Annotated in this window: 21 protein-coding genes and 2 riboswitches; of the genes, 8 read left to right on the forward strand and 13 right to left on the reverse strand. The window is 66.5% G+C overall.

The genetic code is table 11. From position 1 onward, the window contains the following. Window positions 1-50: 50 nt before the first annotated feature. On the reverse strand, window positions 51-671 hold the full coding sequence (locus CR156_RS17460) for a glutathione S-transferase family protein (RefSeq protein ID WP_089238140.1): 621 nt from the start codon (window positions 669-671) through the stop codon (window positions 51-53). A gap of 78 nt (window positions 672-749) precedes the next feature. Here CR156_RS17460 and CR156_RS17465 point away from each other — a divergent pair, with 78 nt between their 5' ends. Continuing rightward, the gene (locus CR156_RS17465; protein ID WP_100553749.1) at window positions 750-941 is read left to right on the forward strand and encodes a hypothetical protein; all 192 of its coding nucleotides are present in this window, start codon (window positions 750-752) and stop codon (window positions 939-941) included. 59 nt (window positions 942-1,000) lie between these two features. Here the strand turns inward: CR156_RS17465 and CR156_RS17470 are convergent, their stop codons facing one another. Further along, window positions 1,001-1,795, reverse strand: a complete 795-nt coding sequence (locus tag CR156_RS17470; protein WP_100553750.1) for an NYN domain-containing protein — start codon at window positions 1,793-1,795, stop codon at window positions 1,001-1,003. 121 nt (window positions 1,796-1,916) lie between these two features. Here CR156_RS17470 and CR156_RS17475 point away from each other — a divergent pair, with 121 nt between their 5' ends. Further along, window positions 1,917-3,197 carry an NAD(P)/FAD-dependent oxidoreductase gene (locus CR156_RS17475; protein WP_100553751.1) on the forward strand — a complete coding sequence of 427 codons (1,281 nt, stop codon included), beginning with the start codon at window positions 1,917-1,919 and terminating at the stop codon, window positions 3,195-3,197. Between the two features lie 262 nt (window positions 3,198-3,459). Here CR156_RS17475 and CR156_RS17480 read toward each other — a convergent pair whose 3' ends face one another. Both CR156_RS17480 and CR156_RS17485 read right to left on the reverse strand, forming a co-directional pair. After that, entirely contained in the window at window positions 3,460-3,885 is a 426-nt protein-coding gene (locus CR156_RS17480) for a nuclear transport factor 2 family protein (protein WP_100553752.1), read from the reverse strand. A gap of 152 nt (window positions 3,886-4,037) precedes the next feature. Continuing rightward, on the reverse strand, window positions 4,038-4,313 hold the full coding sequence (locus CR156_RS17485) for a GIY-YIG nuclease family protein (protein WP_100553753.1): 276 nt from the start codon (window positions 4,311-4,313) through the stop codon (window positions 4,038-4,040). Window positions 4,314-4,353: 40 nt separating this feature from the next. After that, a riboswitch (glycine riboswitch) is annotated at window positions 4,354-4,443 on the forward strand. A gap of 13 nt (window positions 4,444-4,456) precedes the next feature. Continuing rightward, a riboswitch (glycine riboswitch) is annotated at window positions 4,457-4,562 on the forward strand. Between the two features lie 82 nt (window positions 4,563-4,644). Between CR156_RS17485 and CR156_RS17490 the strand changes: the two genes are divergently transcribed. The 4 genes from CR156_RS17490 to CR156_RS17505 all read left to right on the forward strand — a co-directional run bounded on the left by CR156_RS17490 (window position 4,645) and on the right by CR156_RS17505 (window position 12,853). Further along, window positions 4,645-5,262 (forward strand): trimeric intracellular cation channel family protein, encoded by a 618-nt coding sequence (locus tag CR156_RS17490; RefSeq protein ID WP_032952083.1) that lies wholly within the window; start codon window positions 4,645-4,647, stop codon window positions 5,260-5,262. 237 nt (window positions 5,263-5,499) lie between these two features. Next, window positions 5,500-6,669: an MdtA/MuxA family multidrug efflux RND transporter periplasmic adaptor subunit gene (locus CR156_RS17495; RefSeq protein WP_100553754.1), complete on the forward strand. Its 1,170-nt coding sequence runs from the start codon at window positions 5,500-5,502 to the stop codon at window positions 6,667-6,669. After that, complete coding sequence (locus tag CR156_RS17500; protein WP_100553755.1) at window positions 6,666-9,797, forward strand: multidrug efflux RND transporter permease subunit; 3,132 nt, start codon at window positions 6,666-6,668, stop codon at window positions 9,795-9,797. Before CR156_RS17495 ends, CR156_RS17500 begins: the two co-directional genes overlap by 4 nt. Beyond that, window positions 9,794-12,853, forward strand: a complete 3,060-nt coding sequence (locus CR156_RS17505) for an efflux RND transporter permease subunit (protein ID WP_100553756.1) — start codon at window positions 9,794-9,796, stop codon at window positions 12,851-12,853. Before CR156_RS17500 ends, CR156_RS17505 begins: the two co-directional genes overlap by 4 nt. 297 nt (window positions 12,854-13,150) lie before the next feature. Here the strand turns inward: CR156_RS17505 and CR156_RS17510 are convergent, their stop codons facing one another. From CR156_RS17510 to CR156_RS17540, 7 genes are all read right to left on the reverse strand, one after another. Continuing rightward, window positions 13,151-14,224: a 3-deoxy-7-phosphoheptulonate synthase gene (locus CR156_RS17510; protein WP_100553757.1), complete on the reverse strand. Its 1,074-nt coding sequence runs from the start codon at window positions 14,222-14,224 to the stop codon at window positions 13,151-13,153. Between the two features lie 253 nt (window positions 14,225-14,477). Beyond that, the gene (locus CR156_RS17515; protein ID WP_089237217.1) at window positions 14,478-14,738 is read right to left on the reverse strand and encodes a hypothetical protein; all 261 of its coding nucleotides are present in this window, start codon (window positions 14,736-14,738) and stop codon (window positions 14,478-14,480) included. 84 nt (window positions 14,739-14,822) lie between these two features. After that, a complete protein-coding gene (locus CR156_RS17520; protein WP_100553758.1) occupies window positions 14,823-15,161 on the reverse strand; it encodes a DUF6616 family protein in 339 nt (112 codons plus the stop codon). A gap of 166 nt (window positions 15,162-15,327) precedes the next feature. Next, complete coding sequence (locus CR156_RS17525) at window positions 15,328-16,065, reverse strand: HEAT repeat domain-containing protein (protein ID WP_100553759.1); 738 nt, start codon at window positions 16,063-16,065, stop codon at window positions 15,328-15,330. Then, window positions 16,062-16,562 carry a MarR family winged helix-turn-helix transcriptional regulator gene (locus tag CR156_RS17530; RefSeq protein WP_100553760.1) on the reverse strand — a complete coding sequence of 167 codons (501 nt, stop codon included), beginning with the start codon at window positions 16,560-16,562 and terminating at the stop codon, window positions 16,062-16,064. Before CR156_RS17530 ends, CR156_RS17525 begins: the two co-directional genes overlap by 4 nt. 110 nt (window positions 16,563-16,672) lie before the next feature. Continuing rightward, window positions 16,673-17,701, reverse strand: coding sequence for an LLM class oxidoreductase (locus CR156_RS17535; protein ID WP_100553761.1), 1,029 nt, complete (start codon window positions 17,699-17,701; stop codon window positions 16,673-16,675). Between the two features lie 13 nt (window positions 17,702-17,714). After that, window positions 17,715-18,350 (reverse strand): glutathione S-transferase family protein, encoded by a 636-nt coding sequence (locus CR156_RS17540; protein ID WP_100554225.1) that lies wholly within the window; start codon window positions 18,348-18,350, stop codon window positions 17,715-17,717. Window positions 18,351-18,626: 276 nt separating this feature from the next. Here CR156_RS17540 and CR156_RS17545 point away from each other — a divergent pair, with 276 nt between their 5' ends. Then, on the forward strand, window positions 18,627-19,529 hold the full coding sequence (locus CR156_RS17545; RefSeq protein WP_100553762.1) for a LysR substrate-binding domain-containing protein: 903 nt from the start codon (window positions 18,627-18,629) through the stop codon (window positions 19,527-19,529). A gap of 141 nt (window positions 19,530-19,670) precedes the next feature. Here the strand turns inward: CR156_RS17545 and groL are convergent, their stop codons facing one another. Beyond that, window positions 19,671-21,320 carry a chaperonin GroEL gene (gene groL / locus CR156_RS17555; protein ID WP_025878650.1) on the reverse strand — a complete coding sequence of 550 codons (1,650 nt, stop codon included), beginning with the start codon at window positions 21,318-21,320 and terminating at the stop codon, window positions 19,671-19,673. Window positions 21,321-21,403: 83 nt separating this feature from the next. Beyond that, window positions 21,404-21,691 carry a co-chaperone GroES gene (locus tag CR156_RS17560; protein WP_089237231.1) on the reverse strand — a complete coding sequence of 96 codons (288 nt, stop codon included), beginning with the start codon at window positions 21,689-21,691 and terminating at the stop codon, window positions 21,404-21,406. 309 nt (window positions 21,692-22,000) lie between these two features. Between CR156_RS17560 and CR156_RS17565 the strand changes: the two genes are divergently transcribed. Beyond that, on the forward strand, window positions 22,001-23,791 hold the full coding sequence (locus CR156_RS17565) for an endonuclease (RefSeq protein ID WP_100553764.1): 1,791 nt from the start codon (window positions 22,001-22,003) through the stop codon (window positions 23,789-23,791). Window positions 23,792-23,811: the final 20 nt, after the last annotated feature.

Here is a 23,811-nt window from a genome sequence, read left to right on the forward strand (position 1 = left end):
AGCGCTGCCGAGCATGGCTCGGCACTACAGGTACCACCTTGGATCCACCGTTACGTCATCGGTGACATCACGCCGCGCTGGTACGCCGGGCGCTCGCGCAGGCGTGCGTACCAATCGGCCAGGTGCGGCAGATCCGGGCGCTGGATCGGCAGCTCGAACCAGGCGTAGATCAACGAGCCCAGGGCGATGTCACCCATGGCGAATTTTTCGCCTGACAACCACGGCTGCGTGGCCAAGGTCGCATTGGGCAGCGCCAGGAAATCACCGGCGCGCACGATCGCCGCATTGATGCGCGCCTCATCGCGGTCAGCCGGCGCGGTGCGCATGATGCCCCAGATCAGTTCGGAGTACAGCGGCGCCATCCGCGAGGTGCTCCAGTCCATCCACTTCTCGGCCTGCGCACGCTCCATCGCGTCTTCCGCGTACAGCGTGCCCAGCGAATAGCGCGCACTGAGATAGCGCACGATGGTGTTCGACTCCCACAGCGGCAGGCCGTGGTCTTCGATCACCGGCACCAGCCCGTTCGGGTTCATCGCCACGTACTCCGGCGACTGCGTGCCACCGTGGCTGCCACCCACCTCGATGGACTCGTACGGCAGGCCGATTTCCTCGGCACACCACAGCACCTTGCGGACGTTGCTGGAATTGCGGCGACCCCAGATCTTCAACATGCGGATTTCCTTGCGTGCAGCGCTGCGCCAAGAGGGCGCGGAGACGTTACGATACGCCGATCCACAAGGAGAAACGGCATGACCGCATGGGATGCAGTGAATTACGTTCTGCTGGCAGCAGGGCTGGTGGCGCTGGTGCTGGGGTACCGCCGATCCAACCGCAACATGCTGCTGTGTGCCGGGCTGTTGTTGCTGGCATTCAACGGAGTTGAGGATTTCGCCGATGGATTCGCTGCGGGCTACGCAGGGTCCGATGCACACGCTCTATAGCGCACACGAACAGCAGCCGAGCGTGGCTCGGCTCTACTCTGCACCAGCGTTTTCCGGCGTTACCGGTTCTTCTTCGGCAGCGCGCGCACGTAGGAGGATTTACCGTCCTTCTTCAGCTCGAACAGACCGATTGCGGCCAGCAGGTCACTGAGCTTCCCGTACCCGTAGTTGCGCGGATCGAACGAGGCCTGGTTGCCGATCTGGCTGCCGACCGGGCCCAGGTGCGACCAGCCATCCTCGCCTTCTGCCGAGGACACCGCACGGCGCAGCATCTTCACCAGGCGCGTGTCGCTGCGCATTTCCGCGCCGCTCTTGCGCGGGCGCGCATCGTCGCTGCTCGCCTGTTCGCTGGGCGCCTGTTCGTTCGATGATGGTTCGTTCGATGCCTGCTCCACATCCTGCACGCTGGCGTGGGTCTGGCCCAACGCTTCGAGATAGGTGAACTTCGAGCACGCGTTGACGAAGGGTTCCGGGGTCTTCTTTTCGCCGAAGCCATAGACCTTCACGCCATCGGTCAGCAGGCGCATCACCATCGGCGTGAAGTCGGCATCGCTGGACACGATCGCGAACCCATCGAGGTTGCGCGCGTACAGCAGGTCCATCGCATCGATCACCATCGCCATGTCCGACGCGTTCTTGCCCTTGCTGTAGGCGAACTGCTGGATCGGCCGGATCGCGTATTCGTGCAGCACCGCCTCCCAGCCCTTCAGCCGCGGGCTCTTCCAGTTGCCATAGGCACGGCGCACGTTGGCCACGCCATAACGGGCAACCTCGGCCAGGACTTCGTCGATCTTCGAGGCCGGTGCATTGTCGGCGTCGATCAACAGGGCGATGCGCTTTTCCGGTTCGCTCATGGACTCCTCACGGGCAATTGCCTGAACCCGAGTATCGCCGATCCGGATGCACGCTGACGTGACAAGGACCGGCCGTGCGAAGATGCCAGGCACTTCCCCCATGCCCCCCTGGAGTGAGTCGATGAGTCGTGATCGCGTCCCCCACCTGGTCGTTGTCGGCGGCGGTTTCGCCGGCCTGTGGGCCACCCGTGCGCTGGCCCGCGAACGCATACGCATCACCCTGGTCGACCGTCGCAACCATCACCTGTTCCAGCCGCTGCTTTACCAGGTAGCCACCGCGGGACTATCGGCTCCGGATATCGCCGCACCGCTGCGCCACATCCTCGGCCACCAGCGCAACGTGGAGGTGCGGCTGGGCGAAGTGGTGGCCATCGACAAGGAAGCCCACCAGGTGCGCATGGCCGATGGCAGCACGCTGGACTACGACAGCCTGCTGCTGGCCACCGGCGCCACCCACGCCTACTTCGGCCACGACGAATGGGCCGACGATGCGCCTGGCCTGAAGACACTGGACGATGCCATCGCCCTGCGCCGCAAGCTGCTGCTGGCGTTCGAGCGCGCCGAGGCCGAGCCGGACCCGGCGAAGAAGGCCGCATGGCTGAGCTTCGCGGTGGTGGGTGGTGGCCCGACCGGCGTCGAGCTGGCTGGCACCCTGGCTGAAATCGCCCGGCATACGCTGCGCAATGAGTTCCGCCACATCGATCCAGCCAGCGCCAAGGTGCGGCTGGTCGAGGCCGGTCCGCGCGTGTTGTCCACCTTCCCGGAAGTGCTTTCGCTGAAGGCACGCCGGCAGCTGGAAAAGCTGGGCGTGGAAGTGATGACGGGCACGCCAGTCAGCCACATCGATGGACAGGGCTTCAAACTGGGCGATCAGTTCGTGCCCGCACGCACCGTGGTCTGGGCCGCCGGCGTGGCTGCCTCGCCGCTGGCGCGCACGCTGGACGTGCCGCTGGACCGCGCAGGACGCGTGCAGGTGCAGCCCGACTTGACCCTGCCCGGCCATCCCGAACTGTTCGTGGCGGGCGACCTGGCCGCGCTGAGCCAGGCCAACGGCAAGCCGGTACCGGGCGTGGCCCCGGCCGCCAAGCAGATGGGCAAGTACGTGGCCGAGACCCTCCGCGCACGCCTGCACGACAAGCCGGCACCGGGGCCGTTCAAGTACGCCGACTTCGGCAACCTGGCCACCATCGGTCGCATGGCTGCGATCGTGCACTTGGGCAAGCTGCAGCTGTCGGGCGTGCTGGCCTGGTGGTTCTGGCTGGCCGCGCACGTATTCTTCCTGATCGGTTTCCGCAACCGCGTCGTGGTGCTGCTGAACTGGGCGGTGGCGTACTGGAGCTACCAGCGCAGCGCGCGGATCATTTTTGGCGACGACCGCGAAGACCGCCGGCCGAAGCGGTAGGTACTGCCGTGGGTGACCTCTCGACCGACACAGTAGATCCACGCCATTCGTGGATGGATTTCTGTGCAGGCTGCATGGAGCGTAGCCACGCGTGGCGTGGCTCTACTGCTTCATCGGGCCGCTGGACACCCGCTCATGTCCGGCAGAAATCTTCGCGATAGGTAGTGCCGTGGGCGCGTCCTCGACCGGCACAGTAGATCCACGCCATGCGTGGATGAGCTTCTGTGCAGGCCGCATGGAGCGCAGCCACGCATGGGGGGCCCTACTTCGGCTTCGGGTACCACAACGCGTTGACGATGACCCAGCGCTGCTCGAAGCGGCCCATGTGGAAGTAGTCGACGAACCACGGCGTTTCCAGCCGCACCGAGGCCGCGTTTCCGGTCACGTCCAGCACCGTGCAGCGGCGGTCCCATTGATCCTTCGGTGTCTTCAACGCGCCCAGCTTGGTCAACGCAACCAGTTCTTCCTTCGACATCCGGCGCAGGCCGAGGCGTTCGTCGGGTGTATCACCGAGCACCGCGCGCTTGGCCAGGTCTGGATGCAGGGAACGGGCGACGCGCTGCGGATCGCCTTCCAGCTGGCCGTCGACGTAGTCGTGGCAGGTCGCCTCGATGGCGGCGATCGTGGTGGCGTCGGCGGCGGGGCTTGCCGCTGCGGAAAGCGCGAACAACAGGGCAACGGTGGACATCCGGGTCTCCAGCGCTGAGGGCTGGGCGATCATGGCATGGCCGGATGTGCCCCATCCACGCATGGCGTGGATCTACCGGCGAAGTTGTAGAGCCGAGCCCATGCTCGGCTGATGCTCGTCGCCGAGTGCAGCAGCCGAGCATGGGCTCGGCTCTACAGAACAGCCACGGCCGGCGCCTGCAGCCAGGCCAGCTTGCGTTCGCGCGGCTGCTGCTTGAGCTCCCATTCGGCGCGTGAGGCCGTTGCCCTGTCCGGGTATTCGCGTACCGCCAGCACCCGCAGCGGCGGCCGCGATCGGGTGTAACGGGCTCCCTTGCCGGCCTGGTGGGCGGCAAAACGGGCCTGCACGTCGGTGCTGATGCCGGCGTAATAGCTGCCGTCGCGGCATTCGAGCAGGTACAGGAACCACGGGCGGGAAGGGGAAACCATGGCCGGATTATGCCGTGCTGCACTGCAGCGGATATACTGGCGACCGAATGCAGGAGAGAGGCGCCGCGCTGGCGCCCGCCGAAGGCGCAGGCTCCCATGATCGCTCAGGCCGGTGGGCTGGAATCCCACCAACCATGCATTCGACTCGCCGAGCTGGAGAGAGGTCACCGGGCATGCCCGGGACGATCCGCCGAAGGGGCACGCGGTTCACGCCGCTGAACTCTCAGGCAAAAGGACAGCGGGAGCGGCACCGGTCATCGTCATCCCGTCGTTGCGCAGGCAACGGCGGTGGTCGCGCATGGCCGGCCCCACCGCGCCCGGAGCCTGTCCCATGCTGCTGTCCATCATCTACCTGATCGCCATTTCCGCCGAAGCCATGACCGGCGCCCTGTCTGCGGGCCGCCGCCGCATGGACCTGTTCGGCGTGGTCATGATCGCCTGTGTCACCGCCCTCGGTGGCGGCTCGCTGCGCGACATCCTGCTCGGCCACTATCCACTGGGCTGGGTGAAGCATCCTGAGTACCTGGGCTTCACCGTGTGCGCGGCGCTGATCGCCACCTGGGTGGCGCGCTGGATGCATCACTTCCGCCGCACCTTCCTGGTGCTGGACGGGCTGGGCCTGATCGCCTTCACCCTGATCGGCTGCTCGATCGCGCGCGAGGCTGGCCATGCGCTGCCGATCGTGCTGATCGCCGGCATGCTCACCGGCGCCTTCGGCGGCGTGCTGCGCGACATCCTCTGCAACGAGGTACCGCTGATTTTCCAGAAAGAGCTGTACGCGATCATCTCGCTGCTGACCGGTGCGGTGTATCTGCTGTTGCTGCACTGGGGCGTGGCCGATGCCACGGCGATCCTGTGCTGCCTGGGCGGAGGGTTCGCCGTGCGCCTGCTGGCGATCCACTACCGCTGGGAAATGCCGAAGTTCGTGTACCACGACGAAGTGCATTGATCGTTTGACGGTGATGCCGGCCGTCAGTCGGCATTTCCGGCTGCGTTGCATGACCAAGGTCACGCGGCGACGGCCCGCGTAAACCGCTACCATTGGCGCCCCGTCGCACGCGCGACGGCATCCAGCCACGCCGCGTCCGCGGCCCCGCCAGACAATCCCCCTCCCCGCTGCCCGTGGCCCTTCGTGGCGCCGACGGGCCCGCATGACCCTGCGTGCGCGCAGGGCGCAGGATGCCCCATGTCTGTCGCCGAAAACTCCCGCTTCCGCCGTGCCCGTCCGCTGCTGGTCGTTGCCGGTCTTGCCCTTGTCGCTGGCCTGGCGTGGTGGCTGTGGCCGCATGCCGAGGCGGACGGTGGCAAAGAAGCCGGTGGCGGCAAGGCAGTGCCGGTACGCATCGCCAGCGCCAGCGCCGAACCACTGGTGCTGCGGATGAAGGCCGTCGGTACGGTCACCCCGCTGCACAGCGTGGTGGTGCGCAGCCGCGTGGATGGCGAGCTGATGCGCCTGCATTTCCAGGAAGGTCAGCAGGTCAAGGCCGGTGACCTGCTCGCACAGATCGATCCCCGCCCCTACCAGGTGAAGCTCGCGCACGCACAGGGTACGCAGCAGCAGAACCTGGCCGAGCTGGAGAACGCCGAGCGCCAGCTGCAGCGCTACCGCGAACTGCAGCGCCAGAACTACGTGTCCGCGCAGGAACTGAGCGACCAGCAGAGCAAGGTGCGGCAGCTGCAGGGGCGTCGCCTCAGCGACCAGGCTTCCGTGGACGAAGCACGACTGCAGCTGCAGTACACGCGCATCGTCGCCCCGGTCAGCGGCCGAGTTGGCCTGCGTCGATTGGACGTAGGCAACCTGGTGCACGCCAGCGATACCGAAGGCCTGGTCACGCTGGCGCAGACCGCGCCGATCAGTGTGTTGTTCACCGTGCCCGAGCCGGAGCTTCCCGCGCTGCTCGACGCCGTACAGGCGCAGCCGGCGCTGGCGGTGGAAAGCTGGGACCGCGAAGAACGCCGGCAGCTCGCCAGCGGCACCCTGTCCAGCGTCGACAACCGCATCGATACCGCCACCGGCACGCTGAAGCTGCGCGCGCAGTTCGACAACGCCGATCAGGCGCTGTTCCCCAACCAGTTCGTCAATGTGCGCCTGCAGCTGGGTGAGCACCCCGCGCTGCTGGTTCCCGACGCCGCCGTGCAGTTCGGCAGCCAAGGCAACTACGTGCACATCATCGACAAGGACAACAAGGCACAACGGCGCCCAGTGGTACTCGGCCCGGCCGATGACGGTCGCGTTGCGGTGCGGTCCGGTCTGGTGGCCGGTGACAAGGTGGTGATCGAAGGCATCGACGGGCTGGAAGACGGCACCGCGGTGGAGATCATCACCGAGGAGGCATCGACCAAGGCCGGCGCATGAACCTCTCGCGCGCCTTCATCCTGCGCCCGGTCGCCACCACGTTGCTGATGGTGGCGCTGCTGCTGTCCGGGGTACTGGCCTATCGCCTGCTGCCGGTGGCGGCGCTGCCGCAGGTCGACTACCCGATCATCCAGATCACCACGCTGTACCCCGGTGCCAGCCCCGAGCTGACCACGCGCACCATCACTGCGCCGCTGGAGCGCCAGCTCGGGCAGATTCCCGGCCTGAAACAGCTGTCGTCCACCAGTTCCGGCGGCGCCTCGGTGATCACCCTGCAGTTCGGCCTGGAGGTGTCGCTGGGCGTGGCCGAACAGGATGTGCAGGCGGCGATCAACGCGGCCGGCAGCTTCCTGCCCGGTGATCTGCCGGTGCCGCCGGTGTACCGCAAGGTCAATCCGGCCGATACACCGATCCTGACCCTGGCGGTGACTTCGCAGGGCCTGTCGCTGCCGCAGGTGCACGATCTGGTCGACACCCGCATCGCGCAGCGGGTGGCACAGCTGCCGGGTGTGGGCCTGGTCAGCCTGGCCGGTGGCCAGCGCCCGGCCGTGCGCATCCAGGTCAATCCGGGCGCACTGGCCGCCAACAACCTTGGCATGGACCACATCCGCACCGCGATCGCTGCGGCCAACGTCAATCTGCCCAAGGGCAGCTTCGATGGTCCGATCCGCGCGGTGATGCTCGATGCCAACGACCAGATGCGCAGCGTTGCCGAGTACCGCGCGCTGGTGCTGGCCTGGCGTGAGGGCGCACCGCTGCGTCTGGGCGATGTGGCGACCATCACCGACGGTGCCGAGAACCGCCAGCTGGCGGCATGGAGCGGCACCACCCCGGCGGTACTGGTGAACATCCAGCGCCAACCCGGCGCCAACGTCATCGCCGTGGTCGAACAGGTGCGTGCGTTGCTGCCGCAGTTGCAGGCCACGCTGCCGGCCGGCGTGCAGATGACCGTGCTCAGCGACCGCACCGAATCGATCCGTGCGTCCGTGCGCGGCGTACAGAAGGAACTGGTGCTGGCCATCGCGCTGGTGGTGCTGGTGACCTGGGTGTTCCTGCGCAACCTGCCGGCCACGCTGATTCCCAGCGTGGCGGTGCCGCTGTCGCTGATCGGCACGTTCGCGGTGATGCTGCTGGCCGGCTATTCGCTCAACAACCTCACGCTGATGGCGCTGACCATTGCCACCGGTTTCGTGGTGGACGATGCGATCGTGATGCTGGAAAACATCGCCCGCCACCTGGAAGACGGCGAAAGCCCGCGCGAGGCGGCGTTGAAGGGTGCCAGCGAGATTGGCTTCACCCTGGTGTCGCTGACGGTCTCGCTGATCGCCGTGCTGATCCCGTTGCTGTTCATGGCCGACCTGGTGGGCGCGCTGTTCCATGAGTTCGCGGTGACGCTGGCGGTGGCCATCGGCATTTCGCTGCTGGTGTCGCTGACCTTGACGCCGATGTTGTGCGCGCGCTTTCTGAAGCCGCAAGCCAAGGGGTCAGAGCCCCAAGGGGATCTGACCCTGGCGGGGTCGGATCCCGTCAGGGCTCCGACCCCAAAGCCCGACGTCTTCGATCGCATCATCACCCTCTACGACCGCCAGTTACGCTGGGTACTGCAGCGCCAGCCGCTGATGCTGCTGGCGACGGTGGCCACGCTTGCGCTCACCGTGGCGCTGTATTTCGCCGTGCCCAAGGGCTTCTTCCCGGTGCAGGATGCCGGCCTGGTCCAGGGCATCAGCGAAGCCCCGCAGGCGATCTCGTTCCAGGCCATGCGCGAGCGCCAGCTTGCACTGGCCACGGCCATCGAACAGGACCCGGCCGTGGCCAGCCTGTCCTCCTACATCGGCGTGGACGGCAATAATGCCGCCCTCAATACCGGCCGCCTGCTGATCGAACTGAAGCCGCATGGAGAGCGCGAGAGCGCCGACGTGGTGATGGCGCGGCTGCAGCAGCGCGTGGCCAGGATTCCCGGCATCACACTGTACCTGCAACCGGTGCAGGAGCTGGGCATCGAAGATCGCATCAGCCGCAACCAGTACCAGTTCACCCTGACCACGCCGGACCTGCAGACGCTGGAAACCTGGACACCGAAGCTGTTGCAGGCGCTGCGCCAGTCGCCCGCGCTGCGCGATGTGGCCAGCGACCTGCAGATGCAGGGCCGACAGGCCAAGGTGAGCATCGACCGCGATGCCGCCGCGCGCCTGGGCGTGAGTGTGGAAGCGGTGGCCGACGCACTGTACGACGCCTACGGGCAACGGCAGATCTCCACCATCTTCACCCAGGCCAGCCAGTACCGGGTGGTGCTGGAGGCCGATCCGGCGCGGCAAGCGGGGCCGGAGGCGATCACCGGCCTGCGCGTGCGCAACAGCAACGGCCAGACCGTGCCGCTGGGGGCGGTGGCGCGCGTCGAACAGGGGCCGACGGCGCTGCTGCGCAACCATGTCGGCCAGTTCCCGGCGGCCACGCTGTCGTTCAACCTTGCGCCCGGTGCATCGCTGGGCGAAGCAGTGGATGCGGTGCATGCCGCGCAGGCGCAGGTGGCATTGCCGCAGAGCATCGAGCTGCGCCTGCAGGGCGCGGCAGCGGCCTTCAGCAGCTCGCTGTCGAGCACGCTGTGGCTGATCCTTGCCGCCGTGGTGGTGATGTACATCGTGCTGGGCGTGCTCTACGAGAGCTTCATCCACCCCATCACCATCCTCTCCACCCTGCCCTCGGCGACCGTGGGCGCTCTGGCCGCGTTGTGGGTGAGCGGACGCAGCCTGGACCTGATCGCAGTGATCGGCATCGTGCTGCTGATCGGCCTGGTGAAAAAGAACGCGATCATGATGATCGACTTCGCGCTGGACGCGCAGCGCACGCGCGGCATGAGCCCGCGTGAAGCGATCCACCAGGCAGCGCTGCTGCGCTTCCGGCCGATCCTGATGACCACGCTGGCTGCGTTGTTCGGCGCGGTACCGCTGATGCTGGCCAGCGGCTCGGGCGCCGAGCTGCGGCAGCCGCTGGGCTGGGTGATGGTGGGTGGCCTGATGGTCAGCCAGGTGTTGACCCTGTTCACCACGCCGGTGATCTACCTGGCCTTCGATCGTCTGCAGCGTCGCCGCGCTTCGGCACCGGCAACAGCAGACGAGGCCGGCGCATGAACCCTGTCGCACGCCTGGCACAGGCCTGCGTGCAGCGTCCGGTGGCGACCATCCTGTTGGCGGTGGCGCTGGTACTGGCCGGCCTGCTGGCGCTGCGCCTGCTGCCGGTGGCACCGCTGCCCCAGGTCGACTATCCGGCCATTGAAGTCAGTGCCAGCCTGCCCGGCGCCTCGCCCGAATCGATGGCGGCCACCGTCGCCACGCCGCTGGAACGTGCGCTGGGCAGCCTGCCTGGCATTTCGCGCATCGATTCGGCCAGTACCCAGGGGCAGACCGAGATCGAATTGAAATTCGTGCTCGGCCGCGATATCGACGAGGCCGCGCGCGAAGTGCAGGCGGCGATCAACCTCGCCCGCGGCCAGCTGCCCAGTGGCATGCCCGGCATGCCGCAGTACCGCAAGGTCAATCCTTCGCAGGCACCGATACTTGCGTTGGCACTGACCTCCGACACGCTCTCGCCGGGCCAGCTGTACGACCTCGGTTCGACCGTACTGGCGCAGAAGCTGTCGCAGGTACCGGGCGTGGGCGAAGTGCAGGTGGGCGGCAGCGCGCTGCCCGCGGTACGCGTGTCGCTGGATCCGAACGCGCTCAATCACGCGGGCCTGGCACTGGAAGACGTGGCACGGGCGATCAGCCGCGCCAATGCAGTGCGGCCATTGGGTGCGGTCGCAGGCGCGCAGCAGCACTGGCAACTGGAAGCACCGCTGCAGCTGCGCCAGGCCGCGCAGTACCGGGAACTGGCGTTGAAGGCCAGCGATGATCGCCTGCTGCGGCTCGGCGATGTCGCCGCCGTCGCCGATGGCGTGGAAGACCGCTATGCCAGTGGCTTCCACAACGAACGCCCGGCCGTGCTGCTGATCGTCAGCCGCCAGCCCGGCGCCAACATCATCGCCACCGTCGATGCGATCCAGGCGCAGCTGCCGCAGCTGCACGCCCTGCTGCCGAGCACGGTGGACATGCGGCTGGTGATGGACCGCTCGCCGGTGATCCGCGCGACCCTGCACGAAGCAGAAGTGACCCTGCTGCTGGCGATTGCGCTGGTGGTGCTGGTGGTGCTCGGCTTCCTTGGCCACTGGCGTGCGGCACTGGTACCCAGCGTGGCGATTCCGGTGGTGCTGTTCGGCACGCTGGCGTTGATCGCGCTCATGGGCTTCTCGCTCAATACGCTCTCGCTGATGGCCCTGATCGTGGCGGCGGTGCTGGTGGTGGACGACGCCATCGTGGTGCTGGAAAACATCGCGCGCCATCGCGAACTGGGCGCCGACCGCTGGCAGGCGGCGGTGCGCGGTGCATCGGAAGTGGGCGCTACGTTGCTGTCGATGAACCTGGCGCTGGCCGTGGTGTTTGTTTCGATCCTGTTTCTGGACGATTTCGTCGAGCGCCTGTTCCGCGAATTCTCGCTGACTCTGGTGGCGGCGATGACGGTGTCGGTGCTGGTGGCACTCAGCCTGGTGCCGATGCTGTGCGCGCGCCTGTTCGTCGATGACGCACAACAGCCCTCGCGCTGGCAGCGCGGCAGCAATGCGCTGTTCGAGCGCGTGCGTGGCGCCTATCTGCGCACCCTGCAGGCCAGCCTGCGGCAACTGCGCTGGCCATTGCTGGCCTTCGTGGCGGTTATCGCACTCAATGCCTGGCTGTTCCAGCAGGTACCCAAGGGCATCGTTCCGCAGCAGGACACCGCACAGCTGCGCGGCTTCGCGCGTGGCGATGACGGCCTGTCCTTCCAGGCGATGCAGCCGAAGATCGATGCCTACCGCAAACTGCTGCTGTCCGACCCGGCCATCGAGGACATCATCGGGTATATCGGTGGCAGCAACGGGGTCAACAACGCCTTCATCATGATCAAGATGAAGCCGCTGGCCGAACGCGGCGTCTCCAGCCAGCAGGTGATCGACCGCCTGCGCGCGCGCCTGCCCAAGTTGCCTGGGGGCAACCTCTATCTGTGGGTGGACCAGGACATCCGCCTGGAAGGCGCCGGCAGCAGCGGCAAGTACGAGTTCCAGTTGCTGTCGGCCGATAGCGCGCCATTGCGCCAATGGGCACCGAAGGTCGCTGCTGCGCTGCGCGGCCTGCCGGAACTGGTGGACGTGGAAGCGCAGGGCGAGGCCGGCATGCGCCAGGTGATGCTGGACATCGACCGCGAGGCCGCCGCGCGCCACGGCGTGGACCTGCGCACCGTGGCCAACATGCTCAACAACTCCTTCAGCCAGCGCCAGGTCGCCACGTTGTACGACAGCCTCAACCAGTACCGGGTGGTGATGGAGCTGGACCCGAAGCACACCCAGGACCCGGGCACGCTGGCGCGGTTGCAGGTGATCGATGGCGGCGGCCAGCGCATTCCGCTGTCGAGCATCGCCAGCTGGCGCTACGGCATGGCGCCGGACCGCGTGTACCACAGCGAGCAGTTCGCCTCGATCTGGATCGAGTTCGCGCTGGCGCCGGGCGTGGGCCTGGAGCAGGCCACGCAGGCCATTGATGCTGCGATGGCCAAACTGATGCTGCCTCGCTCCGTGCAGGCCAAGCTGTCCGGCGAGGCCGGCGGCCTGGAGCAGCTGCGGTCGCGCCAGTTGTGGCTGGTGCTGGGTGCCACCCTGGCGGTGTACCTGGTGCTGGGCATCCTCTACGAGAGCTTCCTGCAGCCCTTGGTGATCCTGTCCACGCTGCCGTCGGCCGGTATCGGCGCGCTGCTTGCGCTGTGGCTGTTCGGCAACGAACTGAACCTGATCGCGTTGCTGGGTCTGTTCCTGCTGGTGGGTGTGGTGATGAAGAACACCATCCTGCTGGTCGACTTCGCATTGGCCGGCGAACGCCGCGGGCTGAGTGCGCGCGACGCGGTGATGGAAGCGGCACGATTGCGCCTGCGGCCGATCCTGATGACCTCGCTGGCGGCACTGCTGGGCACGTTGCCGCTGATGCTGGCCAACGGCGAAGGCTGGGAGCTGCGGCAGCCGCTGGGCATCGCCATTGTCGGCGGGTTGCTGGTCAGCCAGTGGCTGACGTTGTACACGACACCGGCGATGTATCTGGCGCTGGCGAGGATGCGGGCGAGGCGTTGAGCGGGGCGGTTTCATCCACGCATGGCGTGGATCTACTGTCCAGACGACACCGGCGATGTATCTGGCGTTGGCGAGGATGCGGGCGGGGCGTTGAGCGGGGCGGCTTCATCCACGCGTGGCGTGGATCTACATAACCGGGTCGGGGTTCACACCACCCCGGCGATGTACCTGGCGCTGTCGTACATACGCAGCGCCAGGCGCATCGCCGGTGCAGACGGGCCGGTCTCCAACTCCGACCGGCCCTGATCGCGGCCGCACCCCCGCAGGCGCTGGCCGCCATCCACACACGTGCCGCCGTCAGGCGGCTTCGGACACCTTCACTTCGCGACGGGCGCGCACGGCCGCAGCCAGCCGCTCCAGCACCGTCACGGTGGTGTCCCAGTCGATGCAGCCATCGGTGATGCTCTGGCCGTAGACCAGCGGCTGGCCTTCGACCAGCTCCTGACGGCCACCGACCAGATGGCTTTCAACCATCACGCCGACGATGCGCTGCTCGCCGTCTTCCAGCTGGGTGGCGATGTCTTCGATCACCTTCGGCTGGTTCTCATGGTTCTTCAGGCTGTTGGCGTGGCTGGCGTCGATCATCAGGCGCGTCGGCAGCTTGGCCTTGGCCAGCGCCTGGCAGGCTTCGGCGACGCTGCCCGCATCGTAGTTCGGCTGCTTGCCACCACGCAGGATCACATGGCAGTCCGGATTGCCGGTGGTGGAGACGATGGCCGTGCCGCCCTGCTTGGTGACCGACAGGAAGTGATGCGGGTTCGAAGCTGCACCCACGGCATCGGCGGCGATCTTGACGTTGCCGTCCGTGCCGTTCTTGAAGCCGACCGGGCACGACAACCCCGACGCAAGCTCGCGATGCACCTGGCTTTCGGTGGTGCGTGCACCGATCGCGCCCCATGCCACCAGGTCGGCGATGTACTGCGGCGAGATCACATCGAGGAACTCGACACCGGCCGGCAGGCCGAGCTTGTTGATGTCGCGCAGCAGGCCACGGGCGATGCGCAGGCCCTTGTCGATCTTGAAGCTGCCATCCAGGTCCGGATCGTTGATCAGGCCCTTCCAGCCCACCGTGGTACGCGGCTTTTCGAAGTACACGCGCATGACGATTTCCAGTTCACCGGCCAGTGCATCGCGCAGCGGCTTCAGGCGCTGGGCGTATTCGATGGCGGCTTTCGGGTCGTGGATCGAGCATGGCCCGACCACCACGGCCAAGCGGTCGTCGCGGCCGTGCAGGATCTGGTGCAGGGCCGCGCGCGAGGCGCTGACGGTGTCGGAGGCTTCGTCATCGCAGGGCAGCATCGCCAGCAGCTGGGCAGGCGGTGTCAGCGGTTCGATGGTGCGGATACGCAGGTCGTCGGTGTGCGGGGGCATGGTGGGGGTCTCTACGGAACGTTGGGGGGTCCGCAGCGTGGCGACATGAAAAAAGCCGCCAGGTTCGCTGGCGGCTTTCGGGAATGCGTCTGAAGCTTTCTTCAGGGTGAGCGCAATCCTTCCTCCGCCGGGGGCTTCGGAAAGTAATACCAATAAAAGCTGGCGTGGGCTGCGTTCATGGGATCTATTGATAACACAGGGTTTTGGCAGGTGCCAACTGTTTCATCCGCAACTGCGGGCGCGGTTCAGCGGACTATCGGCTGCCATGCACTTCCACGTCCAGCAACAGCGTCTCGTGGATGTCCACCCAGCGCTCCACAACGCGGTCCAGTTCCTGCCTGGCCTCATCCAGCTGTTCGGGGTTGAGCATGGATCGGGCCGTATACAGATCGGACACCAGCTGCCGCAGGGTGGCTTCCTGGATGGCGACCACCGGCCCTTCCAGGCCGGGTACCTGCAGCGCAGGACTGCTGCCCAGCGCTCCGTACAACGTCACCTGGATCTTGCTCTGCATGCTCGACTTCCCTGCGGATGGATACGGCCGAGCGCCATCTTTACCCGGAATGGATGACACGCGCATGTGCCACCGCAGGCCGCATTACAGCGCTGCGAGGTCCGCCAGGTGCTGGGCCATCGCATCCACTGCGCCCACGGCATTGGTGGTGGCGAAGCAGTCATGCCAGCCGGTGGCACTGATGGCGTCCATCAAGGCATCGGCATCTGCACGGCTGGCGCACCGCCAGACGGCGTAGTACTGCTCGGCGCTGGCATGTGGCACCTCGCTGGCCACGCGGCCCATCGCCAACGGTGCGACGCATGCAGGGTCGAGTTGCTGCATGCCGGCGCCGATACGGGTGAAGAAGGTGTTCCGCTGTTCGGCGGACAACGCTTTCCAGGTCGGCGTTGCGGTGTACAGCTCGATGAGGAGGTGGGACATGGGGCCTTCCTTGAGGGTCATGGGCTTGCCGGCCAGCGGCCGGCACTACCGGGAAACGGGCGTGACATGGGTTGCCTGCCAGCGGCCGGCACTACCGGGGAACGGGCGTGACATGAGTTGCCGGCCAGCCGCCGGCATCAGCGGGAAACGGGTGAACGGTGCGGGGTTACAGCGAGCGCAGCGCACGCTTGCGGATGTACGCGTTGGCGACGCTGTCGCGGGTTGACTGCCACTGCGTGCACACGGCGCGCACCCAATCGGGTTGGCTCTTGCCAGCGTCGTTCAACCAGTTGCCAACCGAGTCCTGAACGTAGCGCTCTGGATCATCGGCCAGTACTTCCAGCAAGGGCAGCACGTGCTCGGGCTGCTGCTTGAGCAGCGCAATATGCGTGGCCCAGACACCGCGAGGACGCAGCGCCTCACAGGCGAAGCGGCGCAGATGCGGCGAAGGCTGCTGCGCCCAGGATCGCAGCAGGGCGAGCGCCTCAAGTGGTGCGTCGACGATATCGCTGCGCAGCGCCAACCATGCCCATTCGCGCACACCGAAGTGCGGATCATCTGCCAGCGGATGCATCGCCTGCAGCTTGTCGGACAATGCCGCCTGCGTGTCGCCGCCAATCAGATAGCACGCCCAACCCCGCACGGTGTCGGAGGGATGCGCCTGCCAGTGCTGCACCTCGCCCTGCCCTGCCTCGCGCAAAAGCGCTGCGGCCAAGGCCATGCGCTGGGTGATTCCTTTGCCTGCGGCGGCGTGCATGCGCTGTATCGCGGACGGTGGCAAGGTCGGTGCCACCGCCAGCAGCAACGCAGCGAAGTCCACCGCCAGGCACTCGGCCAGATGCGTGCTGGCGGTGCTGCCTGCGTTGAGTGCAAGCAGGCGTGTCGTGGCGATGGTAGTGCTCATGCACCTGCTTCCTGACCTGCGTCGGTGTGTCGCCAGACTTTTTCGAGCAGCAGCGACAACTGCGCCTGTTCGCCGACATCCAGTCCATTGAACAGGCCACCGATCCATTGCGTGTGCTGGTCGAACAGATCGCCGGCCAGGCGCTTGCCGCGCGCCGTCAGCACGATCTGCAGACGTCGACCATCTTCGGCATCGCTGCGCCGCTGCAGCAGGCCGTCACGCTGCAGGCCATCGAGCAATCCGCTGATGGTGGCGCGGGTGACACCGGCCTGCTCGGCCAGCTCGTGCGGCGGCAGCGTGCCACCTGCGCCGTGCAGCAGGAACAGCACGACGAAGCGGCCTTCGCTGAGGCCGTACGGCGCGAGGCGTGTGGCGCAGTCACGGTCGATCGCACCGGACAGGGCGAGCAGCTGAAAGCACAGGCGCAGCTGCGCGACATTGGCGTGACCACGCCGCTGCGCTTCCTCGACGAGGGCTTGGTGCTTCAACTCAATCATATTGAATCCATACATGATTAGGCGACTAATCATAATCCGTGAGACAAGAACTGCAAGCCTCCCGCCGCCGCCGGCAGGGCCCGCAGCTCATCAATCGCGGAAATGCATCGCTACCATTCCATCACCCGCGACGCTGGGCCGGGATGCGACGGAAACAACGGCAGCACCTCTTCGGCCAGTTCCTGCAGCACATCGGCAGCTGGGCGCTGCGAGAACTGGATGCCGAGCGCGGCATGGTTTACCCCAGCGCGCTGCCAGGCTTCCAGCAGCGCGATCAGCCCCTTGCGCCCGGTGCGCAGGCAGTAGCCACCCTGCAGCGGCACGCGCGGATGGTCCGGGTCATCCACCAGATCCAGCCATTCATTGGTCATGTGCGGTCGGAAGCCGCCGTCGGGAATCTGCGCCCGCCATGCGCGGATCTTCGCCGCCAGCCGCTGTGGTCCTGCCGTGTCATGGGTCGCGTCGGGATAGGTCAGCCAGCCGTCGGCGTGTTCGCCGATCCATTCCAACGGCTGCCGGGCACCACCGGTAACGATCAGCGGAATGCGATCACTGACCGGCGGCGGCAGCAGCTGCACACCCTGTGCGGCCCAGGGGTGGCCGGCGAGCGCCCCGTCGGCGGGCTGCAACCATTTCCGGAAGGCCACCACGGCGTCGGCGAACCGTTCACCACGTTGGGCGTGGTCGAGGCCATAGGCGGGAAACTCAAGCGGTCGATCACCCGAGGCGATGCCCATCACCAGCCGCCCTGCGGACAACTGATCGATCGACGCGGCAGCCTTGGCCAGGTCGATGGGATGCCGCAGTGGCATCACCACGCTGCCTGTCGCCAACGCGACGCGATGGGTGCGCGCAGCCAGCCATGCGAGATACGTGAACGGATCGAACACCTGTCCGGCATCACCGAACTGGGGATCGAACAGTGGAACATCGCGCACCCAGACCGCAGCGAAGCCATGGCGGTCGATGGCTTCCACCAGCGCGGTCTGTCCCTGCAGTACCGCCATGTCGCCCTGGTAGAAGCGCAGCGGCAGGAAGATGCCCAAGGTCAGCGCATCGGCGCGGAACATGCGCTGGTAGCCTGCATGGCCGGCGAAGGTTGCTGCCGAAGCACCGTGGATCGAAAGGGAGGTTGTCATCGCAGGGATCTCCTCAAGGCCCGGTCGCGGGCTCAGGCAGCAGCACGCCACGCTGGACCGCGGGCCGCGCGGCTACGCGCTGGTACCACGCCGAAAGATGGCGATGGCGCGAGAAGTCGATGTCGATCACGCGGAGCACATGCAGCCAACCGAAGTGGGCGATGTCGGCGATCGAGTAGTCATCGCCGGCCAACCAGGGACGCGCGGCCAAGCGTGCATCGAGGATCGCGAAGATATCTTCGGAAAGGTGCCGGTAGCGCTCGATCGCCGGCAGATAGCGCTCCGGCGCGAAGTGTTCGAAATGCACGCGCTGGCCGAAGATGGGACCGACGCTGGAGGCATGGAACATCAGCCAGGTGATGGCGTCCCAGCGCGCGGCCGGTGCCTGTGGCAACAATGCCCCGCCCTGCTCGGCGAGGTACAGCAGGATCGCCGCCGATTCGAACAGCACGATGCCCCTGGAGCGGTCTTCGAGGACCGGAATGCGACCGTGCGGATTGAGCCGCAGGAAATCGGGATGGCGATGTTCACCCTGCTCGATGCGCACATGGTGCAAGCGATAGGGCAGGCCCAGCTCCTCCAGCGCGATGGTGGCCTTGTAGCCATTGGGTGAGCTGTCGGTATGCAGGTGCAGCGAGGGTTCGGTCACGGCAACGTCCTGGAGGCAGAAATCGGGTGCACACGCGCTGCCCGCCCACACCATGGGCAGGGCGAAGCGATGTGGAAAGGGCGCTGCAGCGACCGTGCAACCAGTCTAGGAACCGGGCATGCAGGTGGGAAACGATGTCTGCTGACGTTGCAGTTGAGCCCAGCTCAACACCGCGCGCACCGGCGCGACAGCCATCGACCCGGCCGATATGCTGTGCCTTGCGCTGGCCGGTGAACGTGCCGACGGCTCGCCAGCATCGTCACGGGAGAATGGAAGATGGGTGCGGTACTGCCCTTGCTGGCCCTGCGGGCCTTCGTTGAAACCAGCCGCCACGGCAGCCTGACAGCGGCCGCCGAGGTGATGGGCGTGACACCCGGTGCCGTCAGCCAGCAGCTGCGGCAGTTGCAGGAACGGCTCGGCGTCAGCCTGTTCGATCGAACCCGCCATGGGGTGGTGCTCAGCGCGGCCGGCAGCCGCGTCTATCCGGAACTGCGTCAGGCCTTCGATCAGATCGCCAGCAGCCTGCACGCACTGGAAGCGTGGCAAGGCAGGTCATCGTTGCGGATCAGCGCCGCGCCCAGTTTCGCCGCGCACTGGCTGGCGCCGCGACTGGCCGATTTCAGCGCGCGGCATCCAGGAATCGACGTGCAGTTGGATGCCAGCCCCGCGCTGGTGGACCTGCGCCGTGATGGCGTGGACATCGCGATCCGGCATGGCCTGGGCCAGTATCCGGGGCTGCATGCAGAGCACCTGTTGGCACCGGCGTTGCTGCCGGTGGCAAGCCCCACGCTGCTGGCAACCGTGCCAGCGATCACCCGCGCGGAGCACTGCCTGCGGCTGCCGCTGCTGCAGGACAGCGAACGCAGTGACTGGCGTCTGTGGTTCCAGGCCCTGGGCCTGCCGCAGGATGCGCGCCTGCAGCGCGGCCCCGCCTTCGACGACGATCTGTTGTTGATACGTGCGGCGGCAGCCGGCCAGGGCATCGCGCTGGTGCGCGACATCCACGTGGCCGACGAAGTGGCCAGCGGTCGCCTGCAGGTGGTCCTGCAGCAGCCGTGGCCACAGTCCTTCGCCTACTACGCGGTGACCCGGCCTGGCAGCGATGGCAGCGACCGACCGATGGTGGCAGCGTTCCTGGCGTGGCTGCAGGACAACATGCCGGCAGCACGCGCAGCGTAGCGACGGGTAATCCCGCACCGCGCCCGTAGATCCACCCCACGCGTGGATGCAGGCCAAAAAAAACCCCGCCTTCCGGCGGGGTTTTTCATTGCAGCAGGGAAGCGTGCCGACCTGGGTCGGCCGCTACCGGTGCAGCGGGACTTAGAAGTCCATGCCGCCCATGCCACCCATGCCGCCCATGCCACCAGCGCCACCCATGGCCGGCTCGTCCTTCTTCGGAGCGTCGGCAACCATGGCTTCGGTGGTGATCATCAGGCCAGCGATCGAGGCTGCGTTCTGCAGCGCCGAACGGGTCACCTTGGTCGGGTCCAGGATGCCGAACTGCAGCATGTCACCGAACTCGCCGGTGGCGGCGTTGTAGCCGAAGCTGCCGGTGCCTTCCTTGACCTTGTTGACGATGACCGACGGCTCTTCGCCGGCGTTGGCGACGATTTCGCGCAGCGGGGCTTCCATCGCGCGCAGGGCGATCTGGATGCCGTGGTTCTGGTCTTCGTTGGCACCCTTCAGGCCAGCCAGCGCGGAAACCGCACGGACCAGGGCAACGCCGCCGCCCGGAACCACGCCTTCTTCAACGGCTGCACGGGTAGCGTGCAGGGCGTCGTCGACGCGATCCTTCTTTTCCTTCATTTCGATTTCGGTCGACGCGCCGACCTTGATCACTGCAACGCCACCGGCCAGCTTGGCCACGCGCTCCTGCAGCTTCTCGCGGTCGTAGTCCGAGGAGGTGTCTTCGATCTGGGTCTTGATCTGCGCAACGCGCGAATCGACCGCAGCCTTGTCACCCACGCCATCGATGATGGTGGTGTTTTCCTTGGAAACCTGCACCTTCTTGGCGCGGCCCAGGTCCTTGATGGTGGCCTTTTCCAGCGACAGGCCGACTTCCTCGGAGATCACGGTGCCGCCGGTCAGCACGGCCATGTCTTCCAGCATCGCCTTGCGACGGTCGCCGAAGCCCGGAGCCTTGACGGCCACGACCTTGACGATGCCGCGGATGGTGTTGACCACCAGGGTCGCCAGCGCTTCGCCTTCGACTTCCTCGGCAACGATCAGCAGCGGCTTGCCGGCCTTGGCGACGCCTTCCAGCACCGGCAGCAGGTCACGGACGTTGGAGATCTTCTTGTCGTGCAGCAGGATGTACGGGTCATCCAGGTCAGCGGTCTGCGACTGCTGGTTGTTGATGAAGTACGGGGACAGGTAGCCGCGGTCGAACTGCATGCCCTTGACCACGTCCAGCTCGTTGTCCAGGCCCGAGCCTTCTTCAACGGTGATCACGCCTTCCTTGCCGACTTCCTTCATCGCGTTGGCGATGATCTGGCCGATCGACTCGTCCGAGTTGGCCGAGATCGTGCCGACCTGGGCAATGGCCTTGTCGTCAGCGGTCGGCTTGGAGATGTTCTTCAGCTCGGCGACGGCGGCCACGACGGCCTTGTCGATACCGCGCTTGAGGTCCATCGGGTTCATGCCGGCAGCAACAGCCTTGGCGCCTTCGCGGATCAGGGCCTGGGCCAGCACGGTGGCGGTGGTGGTGCCGTCGCCGGCGTCGTCGTTGGTACGCGACGCGACTTCCTTCACCATCTGCGCGCCCATGTTCTCGAACTTGTCAGCCAGTTCGATTTCCTTGGCGACGGACACGCCGTCCTTGGTGATGGTCGGGGCGCCGAAGCTCTTCTCGAGCACGACGTTGCGGCCCTTCGGGCCCAGGGTGGCCTTGACGGCATTGGCGAGAACGTTGACGCCGCGCACCATGCGCGAACGGGCGTCTTCACCGAAACGAATATCCTTGGCAGCCATTGCAGTTACCTCATTGGTAGCGCCGGGCCATGCCCGGCAGCTGGGTGTTTGGAATCAGGGTATGAAGCAGGTCGCGCCGACGCTCAGCCGATGACGGCGAGCACGTCGTCTTCGCGCAGGACCTTGTATTCGACGCCTTCGCTCTTGTACGAGCTGCCGGCGTACTGGCCGTAGATGACCTTGTCACCGACCTTCAGCGACGGAGCGCGCACGGTGCCGTTGTCCAGCGGCTTGCCCGGGCCCACGGCCACGACTTCACCCTTGGTGGACTTTTCCTTGGCGGAGTCCGGGATCAGGATGCCACCGGCGGAAACTTCGTCGGCTTCGATCGGCTTGACCACAACGCGGTCGTGCAGCGGCTTGATGCTCATGTGGGACCTCTTAAGTTATTGATTGGTCTGAAAAAGTCCGGCGATGTTAGCACTCACACCAGGTGACTGCCAGCAACGCGCGTGAAAAAGCCCGACAGGTCGGGAGCACGACAGAGATGGAGACCCCCGGGGACCTTTCAAGGCCCGGCCGGCAAATTTTTATCGATGCGCCGCGACAGCTCGATGTCCGCGGATCCGGTATTTTGGTGATGGGCGTCTCACTGTCAGATATCTGGCGTTCATTTACGACAAAGTGTCACCAGATCGGCTTTAGGGTGGCCCGGCATTCCCAATCACAAGGAGTAGTCGATGCGATTGCTGTCCCCGCTCGCCGCCGCCTGCCTGCTGGCACTGGCCGCCGCGCCGGCCCAGGCCGAGGTCTTCATCAACGAACTGCACTACGACGACAGCACCGCTGCCGGTGACGTCGGCGAAGCCATCGAAGTGGTCGCCACCGCCGGCGAGGACCTGTCCGGCTACCGCCTGTACCTCTACAACGGCAGCAATCCGTCGGCCGCCACGGTCTACGCCAACAACGCAGTACCGGCGGGAACCGCGGCCAGCTGCGGCAGCGCCACCCTGGCCGTGGTCACCTACCCCACCAACGGCCTGCAGAACGGCCCCAACGACGGCATCGCCCTGGTCGACGCCAGCGGCAAGGTGGTCCAGTTCCTCAGCTACGAGGGCGCGATCACCGCTTCCGGTGGCCCCGCCGCCGGCATGACCAGCCAGAACATTCCGGTTGCCGAAACCAACAGCACCGCGGCGGGCACCTCGCTGCAGCTGACCGGCAGCGGCAGCCAGTACGCGCACTTCACCTGGGCCGAATCGGCCAGGCAGACCTTCGGCAGCTGCAACAACAACCAGACCTTCAGCGGCGGTGGCACCCCGGGCCCGAACACGCCGCCTTCGGTGTCCACCACCACGCCCGCACAGGGCAGCAGCACCTTCCCGGCCGCCGCCGACCTGGAAGTGGTGTTCAGCGAGACGGTCAACCTCGCCAGCGGCGCCTTCGCACTGACCTGCGGCACCTCCGGCAGCGTACCGCTGACCTGGCCGGCCAGCGGCAAGAGCGTGAAGCTGTCGACCAATACCGCGCTGGTCGCCGGGGAAGCCTGCCGCTTCGACATCCGTGCCGCACGCATCACCGATGCGCAGGGTGCCCGCCCGGCGACCGACAGCCGCATCGCCTTCACCGTGGCCACCACCACCGGCAACCCGGACCCGGGCAATCCCGGCGGCCCGGCGGGCTATTACTCGAAGGTCAACACCAGCAGCCCCAGCCAGCTGCGCTGCTCGCTGCATGCCACCATCAAGGGCCACACCGCGTATCCGTACAGCGGCTCGGGCACCAGCACCTGGACCATCCTGGAGATCGCCGACGAAGATCCCAACAGCAGTGGCAAGATCCTCGATGCCTACCGCAACCGAAGCTACACCAAGGTGAGCGACCGTGCCGGCAGTGGCGGTGGCCTGAAGTACAACCGCGAGCACACCTGGCCCAATTCGCTGGGCTTTGCCAGCACCACCGGCGACAAGGGCCTGCCGTACGCGCCCTACACCGACACCCACATGCTGTACCTGACCGACGCACAGTGGAACGCCGACCGCGGCAACAAGCCGTTCGGCAAGTGCGACGCCAACTGCGGCGAGCGTGCCACCGAGGCCAACAACGGCCAGGGCGGCGGCAGCGGCGGCTACCCGGGCAATTCGAACTGGGTACGCACGCCGGATGGCAACGCTGGCACCTTCGAAGTGTGGGGTGCGCGCAAGGGCGACATGGCACGCGCGGTGATGTACATGGCCATCCGCTATGAAGGGGGCAAGGATGCGGCCACCGGCCAGTCCGAACCGGACCTGGAACTGACCGACGACCGCAGCAAGATCGTCAAGACCAGCAGCTCGCCGGCCTACATGGGCCTGCTGTCGACCCTGATCGACTGGCATCTTGCTGATCCGCCGAGCGCTGCAGAACGTGCCCGCAATGACGTGATCTACAGCTTCCAGGGCAACCGCAACCCGTTCATCGACCACCCCGAGTGGGCCACCCCGGGCCTGTTCACCTCGGCCAAGCCGGCCACCTGCCAGCTGGCCAACTGACCGCGCAACGCTGCGGTCCA

The sequence above is a fragment of the Stenotrophomonas lactitubi genome, assembly GCF_002803515.1.
Taxonomy (GTDB): domain Bacteria; phylum Pseudomonadota; class Gammaproteobacteria; order Xanthomonadales; family Xanthomonadaceae; genus Stenotrophomonas; species Stenotrophomonas lactitubi.

What these genes read in the sequence shown, in the direction of transcription:
- CR156_RS17545 (WP_100553762.1), top strand. Translation starts at nt 18,627, where the DNA reads ATGGGTGCGGTACTGCCCTTGCTGGCCCTGCGGGCCTTCGTTGAAACC.
- CR156_RS17500 (WP_100553755.1), top strand. Translation starts at nt 6,666, where the DNA reads ATGAACCTCTCGCGCGCCTTCATCCTGCGCCCGGTCGCCACCACGTTG.
- CR156_RS17525 (WP_100553759.1), bottom strand. Translation starts at nt 16,065, where the DNA reads ATGAGCACTACCATCGCCACGACACGCCTGCTTGCACTCAACGCAGGC.
- CR156_RS17515 (WP_089237217.1), bottom strand. Translation starts at nt 14,738, where the DNA reads ATGCAGAGCAAGATCCAGGTGACGTTGTACGGAGCGCTGGGCAGCAGT.
- CR156_RS17480 (WP_100553752.1), bottom strand. Translation starts at nt 3,885, where the DNA reads ATGTCCACCGTTGCCCTGTTGTTCGCGCTTTCCGCAGCGGCAAGCCCC.
- CR156_RS17460 (WP_089238140.1), bottom strand. Translation starts at nt 671, where the DNA reads ATGTTGAAGATCTGGGGTCGCCGCAATTCCAGCAACGTCCGCAAGGTG.
- CR156_RS17520 (WP_100553758.1), bottom strand. Translation starts at nt 15,161, where the DNA reads ATGTCCCACCTCCTCATCGAGCTGTACACCGCAACGCCGACCTGGAAA.
- CR156_RS17530 (WP_100553760.1), bottom strand. Translation starts at nt 16,562, where the DNA reads ATGATTGAGTTGAAGCACCAAGCCCTCGTCGAGGAAGCGCAGCGGCGT.
- groL (WP_025878650.1), bottom strand. Translation starts at nt 21,320, where the DNA reads ATGGCTGCCAAGGATATTCGTTTCGGTGAAGACGCCCGTTCGCGCATG.
- CR156_RS17565 (WP_100553764.1), top strand. Translation starts at nt 22,001, where the DNA reads ATGCGATTGCTGTCCCCGCTCGCCGCCGCCTGCCTGCTGGCACTGGCC.
- CR156_RS17510 (WP_100553757.1), bottom strand. Translation starts at nt 14,224, where the DNA reads ATGCCCCCGCACACCGACGACCTGCGTATCCGCACCATCGAACCGCTG.
- CR156_RS17490 (WP_032952083.1), top strand. Translation starts at nt 4,645, where the DNA reads ATGCTGCTGTCCATCATCTACCTGATCGCCATTTCCGCCGAAGCCATG.
- CR156_RS17465 (WP_100553749.1), top strand. Translation starts at nt 750, where the DNA reads ATGACCGCATGGGATGCAGTGAATTACGTTCTGCTGGCAGCAGGGCTG.
- CR156_RS17505 (WP_100553756.1), top strand. Translation starts at nt 9,794, where the DNA reads ATGAACCCTGTCGCACGCCTGGCACAGGCCTGCGTGCAGCGTCCGGTG.
- CR156_RS17485 (WP_100553753.1), bottom strand. Translation starts at nt 4,313, where the DNA reads ATGGTTTCCCCTTCCCGCCCGTGGTTCCTGTACCTGCTCGAATGCCGC.
- CR156_RS17475 (WP_100553751.1), top strand. Translation starts at nt 1,917, where the DNA reads ATGAGTCGTGATCGCGTCCCCCACCTGGTCGTTGTCGGCGGCGGTTTC.
- CR156_RS17560 (WP_089237231.1), bottom strand. Translation starts at nt 21,691, where the DNA reads ATGAGCATCAAGCCGCTGCACGACCGCGTTGTGGTCAAGCCGATCGAA.
- CR156_RS17470 (WP_100553750.1), bottom strand. Translation starts at nt 1,795, where the DNA reads ATGAGCGAACCGGAAAAGCGCATCGCCCTGTTGATCGACGCCGACAAT.
- CR156_RS17535 (WP_100553761.1), bottom strand. Translation starts at nt 17,701, where the DNA reads ATGACAACCTCCCTTTCGATCCACGGTGCTTCGGCAGCAACCTTCGCC.
- CR156_RS17495 (WP_100553754.1), top strand. Translation starts at nt 5,500, where the DNA reads ATGTCTGTCGCCGAAAACTCCCGCTTCCGCCGTGCCCGTCCGCTGCTG.